We start from the raw sequence: 21,138 nt of genomic DNA, 5'->3' as shown, positions 1-21,138 counted from the left end.
TATTAAGCTTCTATTAAACCTGAAAAATGGTAGTAGGCGGCACAAGCTCCTTCGCTACTTACCATCGGTGCTCCAAGAGGGAACGAAGGTTTGCATTTTTTTCCAAACTGGGCACATTCGAAAGGCTTTTTTATCCCTTTCATAATTTGACCCGAAATACAATCTGGGTGTTCCGGTGCTTCCTCAATGGTTATACTAAACTTTTTATTGGCATCAAAGGCAGCATACTCTTTTCTAACGGCATATCCACTTTCTGGAATTTCTCCTATACCACGCCACATTTGGTTTTTAATTTCAAAAACTTTAAAAATCATTTTTTGTGCTTCCGTATTTCCTTCTTCTCTAACAATTCTTGAATATTGGTTCTCAACTTTGGCCTTATTAGCTTCTAACTGTCTAATTACCATTAAGATACCTTGTAGCACATCCAAAGGTTCGAAACCTGTTACCACAATAGGCACTTTATAATGTTCTGACAATGGATGATATTCAGAATTTCCCATAATGGTACATACGTGACCAGCTGCCAAAAAACCATCTATTTTACTTTCCTCGTCATCTATGACTGCTTTAATGGCAGGTGGCACTAGTACGTGTGATGCGAGAATAGCGTAGTTTTTCAAGCCTTTTCTATGCGCGTGAATAACCGATAAGGCATTGGCAGGCGCTGTTGTTTCAAACCCAACGGCAAAAAACACAACTTCTTTATCTGGATTGTCTTCTGCAATTTTTACTGCTTCTAATGGCGAGTATAGAATACGGATATCTCCACCTTTTGCCTTGGCTTCCAAAAGGTTTATTTTAGAACCTGGGACACGTAGCATATCGCCAAAAGAACAAAGAATAACATTTTCGTTTAATGCTAAATGAATGGCTTTATCAATTAAATTGAGAGGTGTTACACATACAGGACAACCTGGTCCGTGAATCATTGTGACCTCTTTTGGTAACATATCTATGATTCCGTTTTTTACTAAACTATGGGTTTGTCCGCCACAAACTTCCATTATAGACCAAGGTTGTGTTACGGTTTTCTTTATTTCTTCGAGATACTGCTTTGCTAATTCAGGGTCTCTGTATTCGCTTAAATATTTCATTGTTCATCTTTTTCAGGAAGATAATCTTCTACATCTTCAAGTTCTCCTAATTCTCCAATTTCTTCTAAATATTTGAAGGTTTTTTTTGCTTCTTCCTCATTAACTTTACTAATGGCCACACCTACGTGTACCAACACATAATCATCGATTTTTGCATCTGGCAACATTTCTAAACTGGCTTCTTTTGTAATACCACCAAAGGAAACTTTTGCCATTCGGACCAAACCATTATGTTGTAATTCTATACTTTTTATTTTTCCAGGAATTGCTAAACACATTGTTCTAATTTTTTATATGTTGATGATACATTAATTGCCCAAAAGAGATATTCTCATCGTTAGCAGACAATTTACAATTTAATTTTAAATTAATATTTTCTTTTTTTGTCATTTGATTGAGCATAAAAACCAATAGTGAATTTTGAAATACACCTCCACTGCAAGCAACGGTTTTGATTTCATTGGTTTTAGCAACATTTAATATACATTTTGCCAATGTGTATATAAAACTATATGCCAACCGCTCTTTACAAAATCCTTCATTATAGGCTTTTACAATTGATTGAACAATATGATTCGATGGGATTTTGCCATAATTCTTTTTATACAAAAAATCAATATAATAACTTTTGGAATAGCTTTTTGCACAGGTTTCAAGTTGCATAGCAGCTTCTGCTTCAAACGTATTTAGGTCAACTAAATCCAACGCTGAAGCTACCGCATCAAACAATCTACCTACTGATGATGTTTTAAGAGTGTTCGTTTTTATCATACTTGAATAAATATTCCACTCGGTTTCAGAAAACTTATCTTTTATAAAACTTCTATGTTCAGAATCTAAAAGGCTAAACAGGGCTAAACGTGGTTCTTTTGCCATTTTATCATTGGCTAACCAATCGTAGTATTCAAAATGCGTTAAACGCTCTATCTTATTGCCTTGATAAGTGAAAAATTCACCTCCCCAAATATGGTTATCATCACCTAAACCTGTACCATCCCAAACAATGCCCAGTATTTTTTCTTCGGAAGCAAATAAGTTGTTTTCGCCTAAAACACTTGCAAAATGGGCCTTATGATGTTGTATTTCTTGAATATCAGCATTCCATTCTAAAGCTAATTCCTTGCCCAAAATGCTACTTTGATACTGTGTATGTTTATCAATTAAAATGGTTTTAGGCTTTGTTTCAAACAATGCAACATAGTCTTCTATGGTAGCTTGATAACGTTTTAAAACCTCATAATTATCTAAATTTCCAAAGTACTGACTCACATACGTTTGTGCGTTTGGAACAAACGTGAAAGTGCTTTTTAAATGGCCTCCCATTGCTAAAATGGGCTTTTTAGAGTTGATTGTAGTGTTAATATAATTTGGAGCCAATCCTCTTGAACGCCTTAAAATAAGTTGACTACTTTCTGCAAAGGTTACTACTGAATCGTCTTGAGGAAACTGGATGTCAAGATTATGATGCAGAAAATAATCGGCAACTTCATTTAACTGCTTATGTGCATCATTATCGTTAGAAATAATAGGTGAGCCGTGGATATTTCCACTTGTGGCAACAATAGGGATTCCTAATTTTTTAATGATTAACTCCAATAATGCCGAAGATGGAAGCATAACACCTGTTTGACGGAATTTGGGGGCAATGGTATCGACAGAAATTCGAGTGTGTTTGGTGTTTTGAAGAATAACAATAGGTGCTACTCTGGATTTTAAGGCATTTGCTTCATAATTAGAAACATTAAAATCTTTTTTTATAGACTCCATAGAAGGGTAGAGCACCGCAAAAGGCTTATTAGGTCTTTTTTTTCGTTTTCGTAATTTTTTAATGGCTTCAGGGTTTGAGGCATCGCAACATAATACATAACCATTTGTGTTCTTTATGGCGAGTATATTTCCTTCGATTAAACGTTTAGCAGATTTTTCAATACATTCTAATTGATTGATAGCAATGGTTTCTCCCAAATTGGTTACTAATTGTAATTGAATACCGCACGACTTACAAGAATTGGTTTGAGAATGAAAACGTCTGTTTGTTGGATTGGTATATTCTTCAAGACAAGTGGAACACATATCAAATTCAGTTAATGAGGTGTGTGCTCTTTCAAAAGGGAATTTTTGGGTTATGGCATAGCGTGGGCCACAATGCACACAAGTGGTAAATGCATAGTTATAACGCCTGTTTCCTGAATCTGAAATTTCTGCTTTACAGTTTTCGCAGATAGCAAAATCTGGTGTTAAGGGTAGATTGATTTGCGCACTTGTTTTTGTGATAACAATTGAAAAATCATCAAACTTTATTAGTGGAACTTCGTCTGTACTATGCGCTGTAATTACAGCAATTTCTGGTTTATTTAGTAGAATCTGTTCTAAAAATTGTGTTGCTTTCTCTTCGGAAGTATTGCAATAAATAATGACCCCTTCTTCATTATTTGAAACAGACCCGTTAAGCTGATGTTCTTTGGCTAGATTAAAAACAAAAGGGCGAAAACCTACTCCTTGAACTCGCCCTTTAATTTGTATTTTAAATGTTTTACTCACCAAATTACGCACATTATGCCTGTTGCTTTTGTTTTACTTTTTCAATCAACCAATTGCACCAAGCATCAATACCTTCTTCTGTTAAAGATGAAATTTGTATGACCTCTAACTCGTGATTGACTTCTCGTGCATCTTTGGTTACTGCTTCTACTGAAAATGGTAAATAGGGTAATAAATCGGCTTTGGAAACCAACATCATATCGCTCGTTAGAAACATACGCGGGTATTTTTTTGGCTTATCGTCTCCTTCAGTAGTTGCCATTAAGGTAACGCGATAGTCTTCGCCTAAATCAAAAGATGCCGGACAAACTAAATTACCCACATTTTCAATAAACAGTAAATCGATATTTTCTAAATCGAACCTGTCCAATACCTGATGCACCATTTGAGCTTCTAAATGACAAATGCCTCCAGTTACAATTTGTAAAGCAAAAATTCCTGTTTCACGAATACGATCAGCGTCACGTTCAGTTTCCAAATCGCCCACCATAACAGCCATAGTGAATTTGTCTTTTAGCTTTTCGGCTGTTTTTTGCATCAATGTCGTTTTTCCACTACCAGCGGAAGAGGTAATATTAACTAACAGCGTTTTGGTTTTTGCCATTTCTTTTTTAATGATATCTGCTACAAAATCATTTGCTTTAAGCAAATTGATATTGGTGTTCTCGCACTGTACTGTTCCGCGAGCTGCTTTTGTTGATTTTTCTATGCTCATTATTTTTTAGTCTTCAAATTCTACTTTATGTATTAACATTTCTTCGCCCTGTATTATGTTTTTACTGGGGCGCGCACAGTTTTCGCATAAAAACCGATAGTTTTCTACTTTGGTAATATGGTTACAAGTTTCACACTGAATTTTTATATCGGTAGATTCTATATGTAATGCCACATTATGATATTTTGAACCGCAATAGTTGTAAGCCCCATAGGCATTATGCAATAAACGAGGTTCTATGTTGGACAGCACCCCAACTTTTAAATGAATGGATTTCATTTTATTGAGTTTCTCTTCTTCAAATTCCATTTCCAAGGTGCGCATAATACTATTTACAATAGAGGTTTCGTGCATATTATAATAGTGTTTTTAATGATTGTAGTTTGGTTTCGTGAAATGCTACTTTTTCAAGCATATCAGCATCATTTACCAAAGTTTTTATTTCGTTTAATTTGGCGTTCATTTCTTCTAATCTTTTCATTTCATGACCTGTTTCATTGTGCAATAACCAATACAATTCCAATTGGTTAATTAACGTCGAAGCACGCTCAAAGGGATATTGTTCTGCAGTTCGTATTTGCAATGCCTCTTCAAATAAGCCAAACGATTTTTCGAGATTGTTGTGTAATTTCGCCTCTGGAAAATTTATTAATGCGGTAGCGTAATTGTGGGATACCATTGCATATTCATAAGGATATTCGTCTTTAGTGTAAAACGCTAATGCTTCTTTAAAAGACGAAGCACAAAAGGCTGTCCACATTGGTTTTTCATCTGGCGATACTGGAATTTCAGAATAAATCAAAGCCATTTTATGATGGATGTCTGCAAATTTCTGTGGGTGCGTGTCGCGCTTAAAGACTTTTAATGTGTCTTGAAACGCATTAATTGCTGGTTTATAATATTGGGGTTGTCCATTTTTACTCCAAGTATAGAGTAGGGTGGCTTTCCGTAGTCCAGCCTCACCAAGAAATTCGTGAATATTTTCTTCTTTAAAGTATTGTATGGCTTTATTGATGTAATCTTTGGATGCGACAAAATCTTGCTGGTAATTTGCAATTTCTGAAGCATCAATTAATAATAATCCAGCATTAACCTTTAAATGGTGTTTTTCATAAAACGTTATACCATTTTGAAATAGGTTTTGAATGGTTATTAACTTTTCATTGTCAAAAGGCATTTCCAGCTGCTGCATCATTACGGTTGCCAATTGTACGTTTAGTGCGTTTTTGGCTTCTTCTGAAATTGCACTGTTCTCTAATGAATGAATTAAGGCTTCTGCCTTTGAAAATTGCTGAACATCTATGAGCAAATTGATGTACTGTTTTGCCGTAAATATTTTTAATTCGTCATTTTCGGAAGTCTCTACAGCATCTTCATATTTTTGTGCTAATTGCTCCAAAGTAACACGATTGGCATAATTTCCGTAGTGGTTTATAATGCACTGGTTGTGTTTCATTATGGAAGCATCTTCATATTCCTCCTCGCTTATTTCGTATCCAAATTGGATGTTTGTTGCGGTGAGCAAATTGTTGTAGAGTGAACTTCCTTCTGAAGTATATTCAAAAACTTTTTGATGGTTCCCTAAACTATAAAAAACAAAGGCTAATAAATTGTTATCTGTATAGTTTTCTGAAGCAATTATATAGGGTGGCTCTGTATCGTGCCAATCTAAAGGTTTTGAAATTATGTTGTTGTCAACAATAATCCATTTTGACGATGGTTGCACATCGTCAGCATTGGTAACAATAGAGACTAACTCATCTAAACGGTCTACCGATGCTATTGCATTCTTGACGTCTTGCCAATGACTAATTGTTGTTAAAATTGTAAGCATCTTTATCTACTTTTTGCGTTCCACGAACATCTTTTGCGGCGGTGTTTTTCATATTTAAAGCAGCTATTTCTGCCAATCTTTCAGAACGAAAATCTCCAATTTCTCTAATGAGTATATGATTTGGGTCTTTGGTATCAATAAAAATTAACGATACCTGCCAACATCCGTTAACATATTCTATTTTACTTTGCACTTCTGCATCCAATAGCCATTTGTCGTCTTTAGATTTCGTCACACCTTAATTTTTAATAGGTTCGTTTTTTCTATAACCTCATAGTCTAATTCTCTGTCATAAATCTCCAAATCGTTATCAATTAAAATTTCACGAATAGCCAATGTTTTATCGCCTTTTAAATTACGATCTTTTAACAAAAACTGCGCTGGTTTTTCATTCATTTTTACAAACCACTGACTTGAAACAGGAGTAATCAACAACCTTTTTTGTTCCCTATTATAAACAGCATATGCGTAATGTATATTGCCAAATACTTTTTTAACTAACTCATTATCAATATAGATATGTGAAGATTTTAATGATATCATCAATTAACCGAAATTTGCAAATCCTCTAAAATGTGTTGCACTACTTTATCGCCTGCCTCTTGTACTTCTTTGCTTAATTCCACCTCTAATCGCGTGTTTTCAACAGCAATTAAATACACCTGAATATCATCTGGATATCCGTCTTGTAGAATTTTTTTAGCGTATGACAACGCTTGATCCCATTTCATTCCGTGTAAAAATACCAAAGGGTCATCTTGTGGAGCTCGCATCACTTCTTCAGCAGGTACTTTAAATAAAGTTCCTACGGGTTCGTTAGAATTAATGACAGCATCTACTAAAATAATTTTTTGATGTCCTTTTAAACCGAAGAGTACTTCAAAAGCAGCCGTACCCATATCAAGGATACTTATAATGTCATTATCTCCAATAATTTTTTTGAGCTCCTCAATTACATATATCCCAATAGCATCATCACTTCGTACTGGATTACCAAAACCCATTATAGCTGTTTTCATATCGATTTGCCTAATTTAAATTAAAAAAACTTTCTTGAGATTGAGTCCTCAAGAAAGTTTTTTTAATAATTTGATTTTTAATAATCTATAGTTTGAATTTCGAAAGCTCAACACCGCTTTGTTCGTCATGTGCGTGAACGGTACATACCAAACAGGAGTCAAATGAACGAGCTACCATACCAACTTCTACTGGGTCTTGAGGGTCCTCAATATCAGTACCTTCAAGTGCTGCTTCAATTGGTCCTGGATTGCCATTGGCATCGTTTGGTCCAACATTCCAAGTAGTTGGAGCCATTACTTGATAGTTTTCTATAACGCCATTTTTAATTTCAATCCAATGTGCCAAAGCACCTCGAGCCGCCTCGGTTGCACCAAAGCCTTTGCCGTCTTTTTCTACTGGTTTGATATAAAATTCTCCGTCTAAATCTATTTCAGACAACCATTGATCTATAAGCTTGTATAGTCTTGGTGCTTCGTGAACACGTGCTAGCACACGTGTAAATACACTTGCACCACCCAATTTACGATAGGCATCGATAAAGAATGGGTCTTTTATTTGATGGTCTAAATTATTTGGATTTCCATTCATAATACAACGTGCCATAGGACCAGCTTCAACAGAGTGACCGTCATAACGTGGTGCTTTTGCCCAACTATATTGTCCATCAAAATCAGAATCGTGTAATGTTTGCGATTTTGCTGGAGTTGGTAGCGGTTCGTCCCAAGGATGCAAACCATCTTCCTGATTGTTATACCAGGAATGCTTTACATGTTCACTTACTTTTAAGTGGTCAAATTCGTGCCAGTTCTCCCCATCAAAAAATCCACTTGAACTGATTAAAGCTTTGTTTCTTCCTTCAATGGTTGGGTTGTTATATAAATCTTTATGTAAATAGGTTCCAAAGGCGAGGAATTTTCCAACTCCTTTACCAAAAGTGTCTAAACCAAATTCCAATCCAGCTCTTATTAAAAGTCCCAAGTCACTATTCTTATGTGATTCGCTTTCTTCCATCCAAGCCAACATATCGTCCCAAGATTTTATTTCGAGGTAACGTTCTATAGTACAACCTAACCACACTGGCTCTAACCAGTCGTTTTTAAATTGTGTCATAATAGCATGCGCTCTGGTAATATCTTTAAGTGTTGGTGCACACATTACACCTCCCGGAACCATATAACTGGAATGAGGCCATTGTCCGCCAAATAAAGCATAAACTTGAACTGGTAATCCACTGGCTGTTAAGCCTATTTGAAATGTTTCGCCTACATAAGCCGCCCAACGTTTTACTACCTCTTTATAAAGCGGTTTGTCTGCAAACTTTTTATTTGCCATATCTGTGGCAAAAATGGCATAAAACCAACGCGGAATACTTTGAATAGTTTCTGTGGCTTGACCAATAGCTCTCAATAAAAGAGCATTTGGAGATAGTTTTGTTCCCCAAGCAGTATCGAGTGCAGAAGAAGCACAATATAAATGTGAACCTCCACAAATACCACAGATGCGAGGCGTAACAATTAAACCTGATTGTGGGTCTTTACCTGCCATAATTTTCTCGAAACCTCTAAACATGGCTGCTTGAGTATGTGCACGGGTTACTTTTCCGTTATCTATGTAAACTTTCACGTCTAAATCGCCTTCAACACGACCTACCGGTGATATATTTAATTCTTTTACTGACATCTTTAGTTGTTTTAATTATTTAGAGGTTTCCATTACTCGTTTATTCGTAGGCATTACTTTTTGGAAGCCAGCTTCTAAATAGTATGCAACTTTATTTCTCCCTGTAGGAACTTCTTTAGGGAATACACCCATATATTTCATTGTATTAAACACACTTCCCTTCTTTAAATCGTGATGCGGAAAGCCAGGTTCCGTACATCCTAAACAAGGATGATTAGATCGTGTTTTACTCGATTGTCTATTCCATAGTATATTATTACAACTTGCTCTTGTCATTGGACCTCTACAGCCAACTTCGTAGAATAAGCAACCACCGCGCTTACCAAAATTACCGTCAACTTTTTGAGCAAAATTTGTAACGTTCGTACATCCATCCTGTACAAAGTCGGTAAAGAATGTTTTTGGTCGGTGGTAATCATCAATAACAACATCGCCAATACGTCCAACGGCTATTGCTACTAAAATTTGTGTTATCCAGTCTGGATGTGCGGGGCAACCAGGAATATTTATTACAGGCAAACCTCCTTTAGAAACATAATCAGCACCTAAAAAGCCTCCTTTGTTTTTTTTGTGGAATTGTAAACCAGTTGATTCACTTGGGTTTGGTGGTACAGCAGGAATTCCTCCCCAAGTAGCACAATCTCCTATGGCAACAACATAACCAGCTACTTCAGAAAGTTCTTTAATCCAATCTTTCATTGGACGATCTGCAAAATAGTTCATTGTTCCAGTGCCATTAGGTCCTTCAATGAGCGAACCTTCATAAACCAAAATATCCATTTGGGTTTTTCCAGCAATTATATCCTTTAACAAATCCTGTACTTGGTCGCCAATTTGCAATCCTGTTGTAGGATGCCAAAGAATATTAAGACCAAAATCTGTTATGAGTTCTACAACGGTTGGTTCTTCCGCGTTAAGAAAAGACATGGTGTTACCACTACATGCACCTCCTTGTAACCATAAAACGTTTGCCATATATGATTGGTATTTAGTTAGTATAAAGTGTCCAAGATAATATAAAATTTTAATTCTAACAAATCAAAAATGAGAATTAGTTAATAAAAGAGTTAATTTATTAAGTATTTATTATTTTGGAGTTAAAAAGAATTCTTTATTGTATACTTATTTTTTATTTATTGAATTTTTATTGAATTGTAAACTAATTTTAACAATACAAAACTATGAAGTAATAATAAATATCATTTGCCAAAGATTTATAAGACGATAAAAACGAAAAAGACAATACGGAAATCCTTAAAATGACTGAAGAAAAAATCAGTAAGACTGAAAAGAATAATAAATAATGTCAAGAATAAACGCACTTTCAAATTTCAGAAAAGATAACAATATTTTCTTTTTAGACTTGGAGTTACAAACCTTTCGCAATTATGCAAAGTTTGTCGAAGACCATTTTGATAGTTCCTTGACTAATCACGAAAAGGAATATACTGAAATAATGAAGAAAATTGAAGCTGAACCTAAAAAGTATGCGGATGAATATTTAAATCGTTTACAAGATACATTGGTTGAAAAGGTTATCGAGATTGATAGGGATTTTGTACAAAGTTTTAGGGCTTCAATGATTACACAATTGTTTTCTTTGATAGAACGGACTATTCAAGACGTGTGTAATTCTTATTGTTTAATGCATAATAAAGAGTTTGGTTTGGATGATTTACGTGGTAATAGTGAATTTGAAAAAGCAAAGTTGTTTTTAACAAGAGCTGCTAAAGTTGATATTAAAGAATTAGAACCTCATTGGTCATATATAAATAATTTAAGGAGAGTGAGAAATTGTATTGTACACAATAACAGTACAGTATTTGGTGATGAAATTAGAAAATATAATACTCTAAAATCCTTTTCTAAAGGAAGATATATTTTATTGGAGAAAGATAGGGATATTGTTTATTACAACTTGATATTTGACAACAAGAATTTTATTAATGAAATCATTGAAAATATATTAGGTCTATTTGAAAAACTTGAAAAGTACAATGTCTATTTATAACCTATAATCACTCATATATGTAAATACAAAAACACCTCATTATTTATGCAAGAACACTTAAAGACGAACATACTCAATTTTAAATGGCCAAGTAGTACACCTGTCATATATCTATCGTTAGAAGATATAGAAGGTAGCCATCCAATCCATAGATCAAAGTTTTCAAAGCAGGTAAAAGAGGCGTTTCCAGATACAGATTTATCAAGTTTAGAACATATTTTCACCACATTTACCCAAGAAATACCCAATGCCCCAAGTATCAAAATAAATTTAATAAAGGATAAAGAACTACGCATATACAAACAATTCCTTAAACACCAATTAAAAACCTACTTTTTAGAAAAGGGTTACATCGTGGTCAAAAACTTTGTACGTGATGTACAGGTTTGGATGCCTTCAAAAAAAGGAAATACAGCAGACTATAATTTATACTATAAATTCTCATTCAAAATACTGTTTGCAACACTAACAGACTTACCAGAACTTGTGGTATCGTATGATGGTACGTCAAAAGTCCTCACAAAATCAGTTAAGGATATTGAGGAAACAGAGTACATTAAGCGTTGTGTGTATGGTCAAAAAACGTTTAATTATCAAATGAACCTCGATACAGAGGACAAAGAAGAGTTTTACAATAGCATAGAATTTGGTAAAGCCTTTCCAATATTCAATTTACAATTGGCAAGAGCCTTAAACATCCCTATTGAAGAACCAGACAGGCCAAAGAACAGATACCAAAAGTATGTAGCACTCATCACTACTTTTGCTAAAAACTACTTGTTTACAGAAGAATTTAAAGCCTTGTTTCCTTTTAAGCAAGATGCCTTTATAGATGTTCCTGGCAATCGCATCAATCACATTAACCCCAACTTGGGCTTATTAGAATTTGGTAAAGACCAATATGGTAACAAAAGAACCCATTTAGTGCCTAAAAAGGCAATGAACATTCTAAACCCTTACAGACGCCCAAGCAATCAAAATATCAAGATATTTTTCATTTGCCATACCTCACATAAAGATTATGTGTTGTCTTTCTATCAAAATTTAAAAGAAGGTGTAAATACTGAAAAGAAATATTATAAAGGATTGGAAGCCTATGTAAATATTAAGGCAACAGCTTCAAAAGAACATTTTATTGAGTTCACTAATGAAAATGACCCAATACCCGAAATAGTTGAACAGCTTGAAAGTTTAACTTTTGACCACGAAAATGTAAAGTATGCAGCATTTTATATAAGTCCTTTCGATAAGTTTACACCAGATCCTGACGATAGGGAAATTTACATCCGGATTAAAGAACTGTTTTTAAATGAAGGCATTGTAACCCAAGTGGTCGATTACGAAAAGATGATTACAAACATCCAAGACCAATACAATTTTCAGTTTTCATTACAAAATATGGCATTAGCTATTCACGCCAAATTAGGTGGCGCACCTTGGAAGCTGGCAGTAACCGATAAAAAAGAATTGGTAATTGGTGTAGGAGCATTTACCAATCAAGGCGAAAACAGAAGGTATATAGCAAGTGCATTTAGTTTTCAAAATAATGGATTGTTTAGAAATTTTGAATATTTCAACCAAAACGAAACAGAACTATTAGCAGGCAGCATATTAAAGGCAATTAGAGATTTTACATCAGTAGCTCAAGCAGATAAAGTAGTTATTCATTTTTATAAAGAAATGAGTTACGAAGAACTACAGCCAATTATTGATGGGATGAATAAACTAAAATTAGGAGTGCCTTTATATATTTTGAATATCAATAAAACTGAAGCAGAAGATATGATTGCTTACGATGTAAATTGGGGAGATAAATTGATGCCTGTAAGCGGTACATACATTCGTATAGGAGTAAATAAATTTTTGCTCTTTAATAATGCACGCTATCCAAGCGACCGTTTTTATTCAGATACAGATGGGTTTCCATTCCCAATTAAAATAAAAATAAGCAGTTCGGATGATGATGCTTTTGAGGATGTTGAGGTAATTGAAGAATTGTTAACCCAAGTCTATCAGTTTAGCAGATTGTATTGGAAATCATTACGCCAACAAAATGTGCCAATTACCATAAAATATCCTGAAATGGTAGCCCAAATAGCACCTCGTTTTAATAATGGCATCCCTGAAGATGCTAAAGATAAATTATGGTTTTTATAACAGGTTATGGAAGAGATTAGGACTTACACAGAAGAATTAGTAACTAAAGCTAAAAAGTACTTATTAAAAGAGTATAAATTAGAAGCTTTAAATCTTTCGGATTTCCAAGCTATTAATTTCTATTTAATAGATGAAGCAGTAAACAAAGAAAGTAACTTATTTATAGAGTCGTTTGATAAAGAGTTACCAGCACTATCACAGTTTCCGGCTGTGCTTTCAGTTGCTATTTCCCTATTCTTCAAAAACTTCTGTGATGATGTAACGTCTTTTAAACCTGGTGTAATATTACAACATCCTTCAGGAGAGCGTTATGTATATGTAGGTTACAATGGAAAACACCATACAGTTAAAAATAGAGCGTCAATTAAATACCCAAGTTCGAAACAATTAAGTAAGTATGCTATTGTTGAGGCCAAATTGTCAAATAGAAAAGTAAAAACTCGTCTAACGGCCTATAGAAAACTTTACGATTTAGTATTTGATATAAAAAACGTGCCTTCACAATTTAAGTATAAGTCTGCGATAATAATGTCTAAAAAAGAGTTTGATGAGGAAATTAAATCTCAAAAATATATGGACTTGGACATTAAAAAAGCCATACCAATGAGATGGATTTCAAGAAAAGGAACAGAAAGTTGGAATCATATACCTATTGAGCCAATGATATATTGTGTTCCTGATTTTGAAACATTGGAAGAATATATACTGGACAAAGGGATAGAGATTGAAACATTAGTGGTAATTGGTAAAAATAAATACAAAGAAGAACATGGAACTAACATAAAAAGAGCAGTTAGGGAAGGAGTTATCAAGAATTGTATCATTTTAGGTAGCGAAGAATTACAAGATAAATCAGGCCAGTTTTTAAAATGGAATTGGACCTATCCTGAATTTGCTTATTTAATGAAACACCCTTATGGGGAAATTACGGTAGCCAACATACAAGACCAACCTTTTGAGCAAGCCTTAAAGAGTTTTATTGACTACTTGTCTAAATTGGAAAAACAACACGGTATTTCGCTTAAAAATATTAAAGGTCTTCGTAAATTCTTATATGCTTTAGTTTTAGCTAAACAAGAAAACAGTAGAAACCTTACGCAGTTGGAATATGTAAAACATCTTATTGGTAAAGTTACTAACGAAACAATCTATGAAGAGTTTTATAACCAAAATTTAGAACCATATGAGGTTTTGGAATATGTAAATCCATTAATTCAAAACATCTTTAATTGTTTCAATAATGAGAAACTCAAATTCTTGGAACAACTCAACTTTTTGAAAGTATTGATAGTGCCAGAAAAACTCGTCGATAATTGGAAAGAAGAGCTTCAAACTACATTCGGTACAATCTGTTCATTTAAGGAGTTTATGACCTTTCAGCATAAGTTTGAAGAAAGTAAAAACGTTTTTGTATTGAGTTTGTTTGGTAATGGAATGAATCAAGGAGAACTTATTGAAACAGCAGCTAATACAAAGCATAATTTCAACTTTTTGGCATATCCTGAAGAAGCAGAGATAATTGAGTTATTCAAAACGAATAGGAAGAACAATCTAATAAATGAATACAAATCTAAAGACAGAAAAAAATTATCAGGAATTAAATTTGAGATTCCTGTGAATAAGATTGAAATACCTAAATCTCTTGAAGAAATAATGGATGAGTTATACGATAGGCAGGATAGAAAATCGTATGATTATGAATATGAGTCTCAAGGTCAGGTAAACTATCAGGTGTGTTTTGAAGACCAAGCGACCCATATTGTAATAGATGGTTCAAAAACTGTTTTAATGCTAAAAGGAGAAAATTGGATTAAAACAAAAACTTACAATTTAGTAGTTGGAGACACAGTTAGAATTTACAACAACCTTTCAAAAGAAAAATTATTTGAAATAGCAGCAGGAGAAGATAGTATTGGGCGTTTTGCTGAAATTATTGAACTCTCTCAACTCTGGAAAACAGAGCTTCGAAGTTATTTTTCTTCTAAAGTAATGAGTAATAAATTTTATGACACTTCAGATTTATTAGAGGATTTAAGAACCAAAGGAGCTACTATATCAAATCCAATTACTGTAAATAAATGGTTGGATGAATGGGATAAGGAGCGGTTTCCTAACGATTCAAAAAACATAATGGCAATTAAAACTTTAATAAATAGTAAAGTGTTAAATCAAAACTTTGACCAAGTTCTTAAAGTAAGGAGTTTTTACAGAGGTGTAATGATTTCTTAGGGAAGAGATTTGAGTGATGATGTTATGGACTATGTAAAATCAAGAGGCCTATATAAAGGTCGAATTTTATCTAAATTCAATGAAGATGAAATTCAATCCTTTATTCATAATGCAGCACCAATTAAAAAGATACAAAGCATAAAAATCACAGACGATGAAGAATCCAACTGATGAAATAGATTATAAAGCAAGACAAATTTTTCAAAATCGGATTAACCGAGGAATGATTGGTCCAGGTTCAGATACATGGGGCTTGCCTGATGATGAAGAAATAATTTCCGATTATCCGCTTCCACGATATTTTAGTGGTGTTTTGTTTCCAAATAAGTCAGTATGCCCTACTCAAAGCGCGCAAGATGATGCAGATGGAAATAGTGAAGGATTAGAAGATGATGTAGATGTAAATGAAGAAAACCCTGAAGTTGAAGAAGTTGACATTGAAGAAAAAGACGTCACCGATAAAACAGTTACAACTAAAGAGGAGTTCAATTTAGGTACAAACAGTTTTTTTCCTACCAACATAGGAGTAACAGTAGCAGTTGAAAAATCGGTTAAAGAAATTGATGTAGAATTTTCATTTGGTTTATATCACCAACCTAAAAATGAAGAACTAAAAATTAAAATACCAAAAGCAGGTTACGATTCATTTTTTGAGGAAGGTATTCCATATCCTTTACCTTTTAGAAATATTCTAAAATATAGTGAGGATGGGTTTATGTATTTAGAAAGAGAACTAAAAGGAGAACAAAGAAGGCCTCAACGTGCTAATGGAGAATATGGACAGTATGATGAATTTAAGAGGACACAAAATTTAACAAGGCAAACAGAAGAGGGCGGTTATTTTTCAGCCTACTATTATATAGGGTATTTAGACAAGTTGTTAAGCCGCTCTTGGAAAAGGAAACAATACAATTTTAAATTGAAAGTTCCTGTTGTAAAATCAACACCTATACCAGAATATTTTCAGTTTGAAGATGAAATTTTTAAACAAACAAGGGCAGGATATAATATTAAGATATTTGAGGATAGTAGGGCGAAATATATAAAGGTTCAATTAGTAAACTTATCAGATGACCATCCTGCTAATAGGTTTTCCAATAGGTCTGAAAATTTAAACTTGAAATCGTTATTTCAAGGAAAAATAAAAGTACATTCAGATAAGCTTATTGAGTATAAGGATAATACGCTTTCAACATATACAGCTGGTGATGATATTAGAGATTTTGAAGCAGAAGAAATTGAGTTTATCTACAGAAATATTAAGAGTTATAGCATTGGACACAATTGCTCTGTGAGTTGGGATATTGAGAACAAAACAGTTGAAACAACATTCTTTCCACAGCAAGACATTAAAGACGTTATTAATGAGTTTGAAGATTCTTCATTAGATGATTGTTTAGATATGCGAAACCTCTCAATCTGGGGTGTTTCCAAAGAGCAATTAAAATCCAATTTAAGACGCTTTGTAGTCAGTTATAAAGAATGGATAGAGAAACAACTGGACCAAAAAAGTAAATTATCTAAAAACGAACAGGAAATAGCTGTACGTATTATAGACCGTCAGCAGGCCAATTACAACCGCTTAAATAACAACATAGATTTATTAGATAATGAGGATATTTATGAAGCGTTTAAACTGGCTAATACGGCAATGCTTGTTCAGTTTATTATTGCCAATGATAGTAAGTTGGGGAAATATGAAAAAGAGCTGCACGAAGTAGATAAAAGTATCAATGCAAATCACTTGGAGTTCTTTAAAAATTATGATGCAATAAAAGGATTGGGTTTCATTCCAAAGTATAGACCTTTTCAATTAGCATTTTTGTTGTTAAGTATTGAAGAAATTGCCATACCCGAAAAAAGACAAGAAAATAGTACAGTAGACTTAATTTGGTTCCCTACTGGTGGAGGAAAAACCGAAGCCTATTTAGCAGTAGCAGCGTTTACAATTGCTTACCGTAGAATAAGTAAAAGCAAAGATTATGGTGGAACAACGGTTATGATGCGTTATACCTTGCGATTACTAACAGCACAGCAATTTGAAAGAGCTTCACGATTAATAGCGACATTAGAATTTTTAAGAGAACAAAAGGAGTTTAAAGACCAATTAAAAGATGAGCCAATAACTATTGGTTTGTGGGTAGGTCAAGCCTCAACACCAAATAAAATTAGTGATGCTAAAAAGCTTTTGGACGACAAGTATGGTATGGAAGCTGAAGCCTTAAAGGGAAAAGATGGAGACCCTTCAAAGAAAAATGAATTTCAAATAAGTAGTTGTCCTTGGTGTGGCACAAAATTAGTGTCTCAAGAGAAAAATGCAAAGGGTGAGCTAAATTGGAAATATGGCTTTAGGGTAAGAAGTAGTGTTTTGAATATTCATTGTATAAACAGTAAATGCCATTTTCATAATAGCTTACCAATTCAGGTAGTTGATGAAAACTTATATAAAAATCCACCTACATTATTATTCGGTACAGTAGATAAGTTTGCAATGTTAGCATGGCAGGAGGATGCACACAACTTTTTTAAGGCAAATATTGATGAAGGATACCCACCTGATTTAATTATTCAGGATGAGCTGCACTTACTTAATGGACCATTAGGTTCAATAACTGGCTTATTCGAATCTACAATAGAATTATTATGTAGTAAAAATGGTATTGGTCCTAAAATTATATCCTCAACGGCAACAACACGTAATACGCAATACCAGATTGAAAAATTATATGGTAATCGGACAGTGAACGTATTTCCGCCTTCAGGTATTAATCACGATGATAGTTTCTTTTCAAGAGAAAGTAAAACCAGTAAAAGGCGATATATAGGTTTTATGCCTACTGGTAAAACATCTATCGATACACAATTACAATTACTGGCACATTTATTCGTAGCGAGATTAGAAGTGCATAGGGATAAGGAAACGGAGACAAGAACAGACCCGTATTGGACAATTGTGTCTTATTACAATAGTTTAAAAGATGTTGGTAAAATCTATAACAAAATAGGTGATGAAATAACAACGTTTACATCAACTTTACAATATAGATTAGCACAACTTTTTAACCCTTACGACGATTTTAAATTCAATTATTTAGGCATAACCAATAGAACAGAAGAGTTAACAAGTAGGGTGGAAAGTGCCAGAATTAAATCTGTTTTAAAAGAATTGGAAAAAGAGTTTGATACTAAAAACATTATAACAAGTGAGCGAGGTCATAAATACCTTAACGATGTAGTCGATTTTGTATTAGCTACAAATATGATTTCTGTAGGTATTGATATTAGCCGTTTAAATGTGATGCTTATCAACGGTATGCCAAAAAATATAGCAGAATACATTCAGGCATCCAGTCGTGTAGGACGAAAAAATAAAGGATTAGCAATTGCTTTATTAGACCCAAATAGGGCAAGAGAAAAATCATACTTTGAACATTTTGCTAATTTTCACCAAGCATTTTATAAATGTGTTGAACCATTAAGTATTACACCATTTACAGAAAGTACAATTGATAAAATGCTAACAACTGCTTTAGTAGCTTACATAAGAAATAAGTTAACCAAAATGAACGAGGATAAAGACGCATCAAAATTCGTAAAGGAAAACGCAAGGGAATTTAAAGAATTTGTAATGAGAAGATTCAATGAAGACGTTCAGATGTTGGCATATTTTGATAACAAGTTAAACGATGTGGTAGATGATTGGTATAGAAGGGCAAATACAGAGGGAGATTTGAAATACAAAGCTTTATTAAAAAAGCCTTCCCAAAAATCTGAAGGTGATGTAGATTGGACAGTGATGCAATCCATGAGGGAAATAGATACAGATACATTCATTCAAATAAAATCAAATTTTTAAATGGCAGTAAGAAGGAATAATACGTTTAATGACAATAAATATGTCAAGCTTCAAACTCGTAAAGTGTTGAGCGCATATGGAGGTTCTGGTTCAATTATAGAAACACCATTTGGAGCTTTAATGATTGAGGATTTTGATAAATGGCCATTTTTTAAACCTGAATATAAAGATGGAGAATTGGTAGTCAATATTAGTAATGTTTTTCATGTAATGGACGAAAGATTATTGCAAAGAATATCACATAAGGATGGTTTTGAGCAATTAGAAGCTTTTGTCTATGTTCCTGATAACGTGTCTTCATCAAGTCGAGCAGATATTCCTGAAACACCTGAAAATACAGTGAGTGCAGAATTTTTTCCAACTTGGTTTTATTGTAATAAATGCAATAGGTTAAAGAAAATTAAAGAGTGGTGGGATATTTGGCAAAATGAAAAAGCAGGAGCAACTAAAAAAGATTTTGCACCCCCTAAATGTGGTGTGTGTTATAAAAGTAATGGTAAGAAATATGCACCGGAATTAGAACAAGTAAGATTTATTATGACTTCCCCTTTAGGATGTGCGAGGGAAATACCTTGGGAAAGGTGGAATATGGCAGAGAAGGAATCCAATGAAGAAGATGCATTAAGTGGTTCTATTAGGCTTGACTATGAAAACCTCTGTTGTGATAATCAAGATTTACGTTACATAAAATCCAAGAAGTTTTCTGATATGGCTGGTATCAATATTAAGTGCATGAATGATTCTTGTGAACATAGAGGACATCAAGTTACATTGGCAGGTATGTTTGGTTTAAGAGAACGAGTATGGTTTTCAGAGGAAGAGATTTTAGAACGCCAAACGGAAAACAAAGAAATAAAAGTTTATCGAAAACCAGTAATTAGGAGTAGTAACAGTGTGTATTACCCAATTTTGGTAACCAGTATATTTTTGCCTACGGACAAAGGTATTCGAACCAAAGATTTAGAAAAAATTGAAAAATGGAAAGAAAAAGGTAAAGATGCCGAATTTATTTTCGATGCGCTATTAGAGGAGTACTCTTTAGAAGTAATACAAAAGTTATTGGGTAAGGAAGACACAAACGATTACATTCCAGAATTGGAATACCGCCTATATGAGTATAATTTTTTAGTTAATCATAAAGAAGATAAGTTTGAAGATGAAAGTCAGAATCTGATTTTTCAGAAAGAAAAATTAAAAACATTAATAGATTATGGTTTTGAGAAGCTTATTGGTTTAAGAAGAATAAAAATGACTTCTGTGCAAATTGGTTATACAAGACAGGAACCTTTGAGTAGTGATGATTTTTTTACGGAAATGGATGCGACACAAGGCTTGATTGAGAAAAAATATACTTCAAAATGGGGCAGAATGACAAAGTACTTGCCAGCTGTGGAAAGCTTTGGTGAAGGTATTTTTATTAGCCTATCTCATGATAAAATACAAGAATGGATAGAGGCAAGTGAATCAAATGGTAGATTTAAAAATAAAATAGACCGTTTACAAAATAATATCTTAAATCATTCTTATCGTTCTGTAAATCAAAAATTTGACACAGAAAATAGTAGGGAGCATTTAATTAGATTTTTATTACTTCATACATTATCCCATTTATTAATTAAGGAGTTAGAGTTTCTTTGTGGATACCCTTCAACTTCATTAAATGAAAGACTATTTGTAGATGACACAAGAATGCAAGGAGTTTTGTTATATACAATCGCAGGGGCAGAAGGTAGTTATGGCGGCCTGGTTTCTCAAGCGACCGAAGAAAGAACGTTGAGATTATTAAAATCTGCAATCCATAGAGCTACCGATTGTGCTTCAGACCCAATATGCTATAATACGGAAGATGGTCAAGGAATAGGTGGTTTAAATATGGCAGCTTGCTATAGTTGCACATTGATACCTGAAAACGCTTGTGAAGAGTTTAATTCATTCTTGGACCGTTCATTACTAATTGATGAAGAATATGGATTTTTTAAGATGATACTAAAATAATCT

The 21,138-nt window shown here is 33.7% G+C and carries 17 protein-coding genes; 6 read left to right on the top strand and 11 right to left on the bottom strand.

Features of this window, described 5'->3' with window-relative positions:
- Positions 1–2: 2 nt before the first annotated feature.
- The 11 genes from hypD to QGM60_RS08495 all read right to left on the bottom strand — a co-directional run bounded on the left by hypD (position 3) and on the right by QGM60_RS08495 (position 9,862).
- Positions 3–1,097, bottom strand: a complete 1,095-nt coding sequence (gene hypD / locus QGM60_RS08545; RefSeq protein WP_281139820.1) for a hydrogenase formation protein HypD — start codon at positions 1,095–1,097, stop codon at positions 3–5.
- Complete coding sequence (locus QGM60_RS08540) at positions 1,094–1,375, bottom strand: HypC/HybG/HupF family hydrogenase formation chaperone (protein ID WP_281139819.1); 282 nt, start codon at positions 1,373–1,375, stop codon at positions 1,094–1,096. Before QGM60_RS08540 ends, hypD begins: the two co-directional genes overlap by 4 nt.
- 4 nt (positions 1,376–1,379) lie before the next feature.
- Complete coding sequence (hypF, locus tag QGM60_RS08535) at positions 1,380–3,638, bottom strand: carbamoyltransferase HypF (RefSeq protein ID WP_281139818.1); 2,259 nt, start codon at positions 3,636–3,638, stop codon at positions 1,380–1,382.
- Positions 3,639–3,651: 13 nt separating this feature from the next.
- The gene (hypB, locus tag QGM60_RS08530; RefSeq protein ID WP_281139817.1) at positions 3,652–4,353 is read right to left on the bottom strand and encodes a hydrogenase nickel incorporation protein HypB; all 702 of its coding nucleotides are present in this window, start codon (positions 4,351–4,353) and stop codon (positions 3,652–3,654) included.
- Positions 4,354–4,359: 6 nt separating this feature from the next.
- Positions 4,360–4,707, bottom strand: a complete 348-nt coding sequence (locus QGM60_RS08525) for a hydrogenase maturation nickel metallochaperone HypA (protein WP_281139816.1) — start codon at positions 4,705–4,707, stop codon at positions 4,360–4,362.
- A gap of 1 nt (position 4,708) precedes the next feature.
- Complete coding sequence (locus tag QGM60_RS08520; protein WP_281139815.1) at positions 4,709–6,187, bottom strand: hypothetical protein; 1,479 nt, start codon at positions 6,185–6,187, stop codon at positions 4,709–4,711.
- Complete coding sequence (locus tag QGM60_RS08515; protein WP_281139814.1) at positions 6,162–6,422, bottom strand: hypothetical protein; 261 nt, start codon at positions 6,420–6,422, stop codon at positions 6,162–6,164. The genes QGM60_RS08520 and QGM60_RS08515 overlap by 26 nt, the downstream gene beginning before the upstream one ends.
- Positions 6,419–6,730 carry a hypothetical protein gene (locus QGM60_RS08510; protein ID WP_281139813.1) on the bottom strand — a complete coding sequence of 104 codons (312 nt, stop codon included), beginning with the start codon at positions 6,728–6,730 and terminating at the stop codon, positions 6,419–6,421. Before QGM60_RS08510 ends, QGM60_RS08515 begins: the two co-directional genes overlap by 4 nt.
- Positions 6,730–7,206: a hydrogenase maturation protease gene (locus QGM60_RS08505; RefSeq protein ID WP_281139812.1), complete on the bottom strand. Its 477-nt coding sequence runs from the start codon at positions 7,204–7,206 to the stop codon at positions 6,730–6,732. The genes QGM60_RS08510 and QGM60_RS08505 overlap by 1 nt, the downstream gene beginning before the upstream one ends.
- Before the next feature lie 85 nt (positions 7,207–7,291).
- Positions 7,292–8,887, bottom strand: coding sequence for a nickel-dependent hydrogenase large subunit (locus tag QGM60_RS08500; RefSeq protein WP_281139811.1), 1,596 nt, complete (start codon positions 8,885–8,887; stop codon positions 7,292–7,294).
- A 15-nt stretch (positions 8,888–8,902) separates the two neighbouring features.
- Complete coding sequence (locus tag QGM60_RS08495) at positions 8,903–9,862, bottom strand: hypothetical protein (RefSeq protein ID WP_281139810.1); 960 nt, start codon at positions 9,860–9,862, stop codon at positions 8,903–8,905.
- A 328-nt stretch (positions 9,863–10,190) separates the two neighbouring features.
- Between QGM60_RS08495 and QGM60_RS08490 the strand changes: the two genes are divergently transcribed.
- Genes QGM60_RS08490 through QGM60_RS08465 form a run of 6 tightly spaced genes read left to right on the top strand, consistent with a single transcriptional unit; the run spans position 10,191 to position 21,135 of the window.
- Complete coding sequence (locus tag QGM60_RS08490) at positions 10,191–10,898, top strand: hypothetical protein (protein ID WP_281139809.1); 708 nt, start codon at positions 10,191–10,193, stop codon at positions 10,896–10,898.
- A gap of 45 nt (positions 10,899–10,943) precedes the next feature.
- On the top strand, positions 10,944–13,055 hold the full coding sequence (locus QGM60_RS08485; protein WP_281139808.1) for a Piwi domain-containing protein: 2,112 nt from the start codon (positions 10,944–10,946) through the stop codon (positions 13,053–13,055).
- A gap of 6 nt (positions 13,056–13,061) precedes the next feature.
- Complete coding sequence (locus QGM60_RS08480; RefSeq protein WP_281139807.1) at positions 13,062–15,284, top strand: hypothetical protein; 2,223 nt, start codon at positions 13,062–13,064, stop codon at positions 15,282–15,284.
- A 24-nt stretch (positions 15,285–15,308) separates the two neighbouring features.
- Complete coding sequence (locus QGM60_RS08475; RefSeq protein WP_281139806.1) at positions 15,309–15,455, top strand: hypothetical protein; 147 nt, start codon at positions 15,309–15,311, stop codon at positions 15,453–15,455.
- A complete protein-coding gene (locus tag QGM60_RS08470) occupies positions 15,439–19,140 on the top strand; it encodes a helicase-related protein (RefSeq protein ID WP_281139805.1) in 3,702 nt (1,233 codons plus the stop codon). Before QGM60_RS08475 ends, QGM60_RS08470 begins: the two co-directional genes overlap by 17 nt.
- A complete protein-coding gene (locus QGM60_RS08465; protein ID WP_281139804.1) occupies positions 19,141–21,135 on the top strand; it encodes a DUF1998 domain-containing protein in 1,995 nt (664 codons plus the stop codon).
- Positions 21,136–21,138 lie beyond the last annotated feature (3 nt).

This window comes from Winogradskyella sp. SYSU M77433, assembly GCF_029911945.1.
In the GTDB taxonomy this organism is placed as follows: Bacteria; Bacteroidota; Bacteroidia; order Flavobacteriales; family Flavobacteriaceae; genus Winogradskyella.
This window is presented reverse-complemented; position numbering and strand designations above follow the sequence as displayed.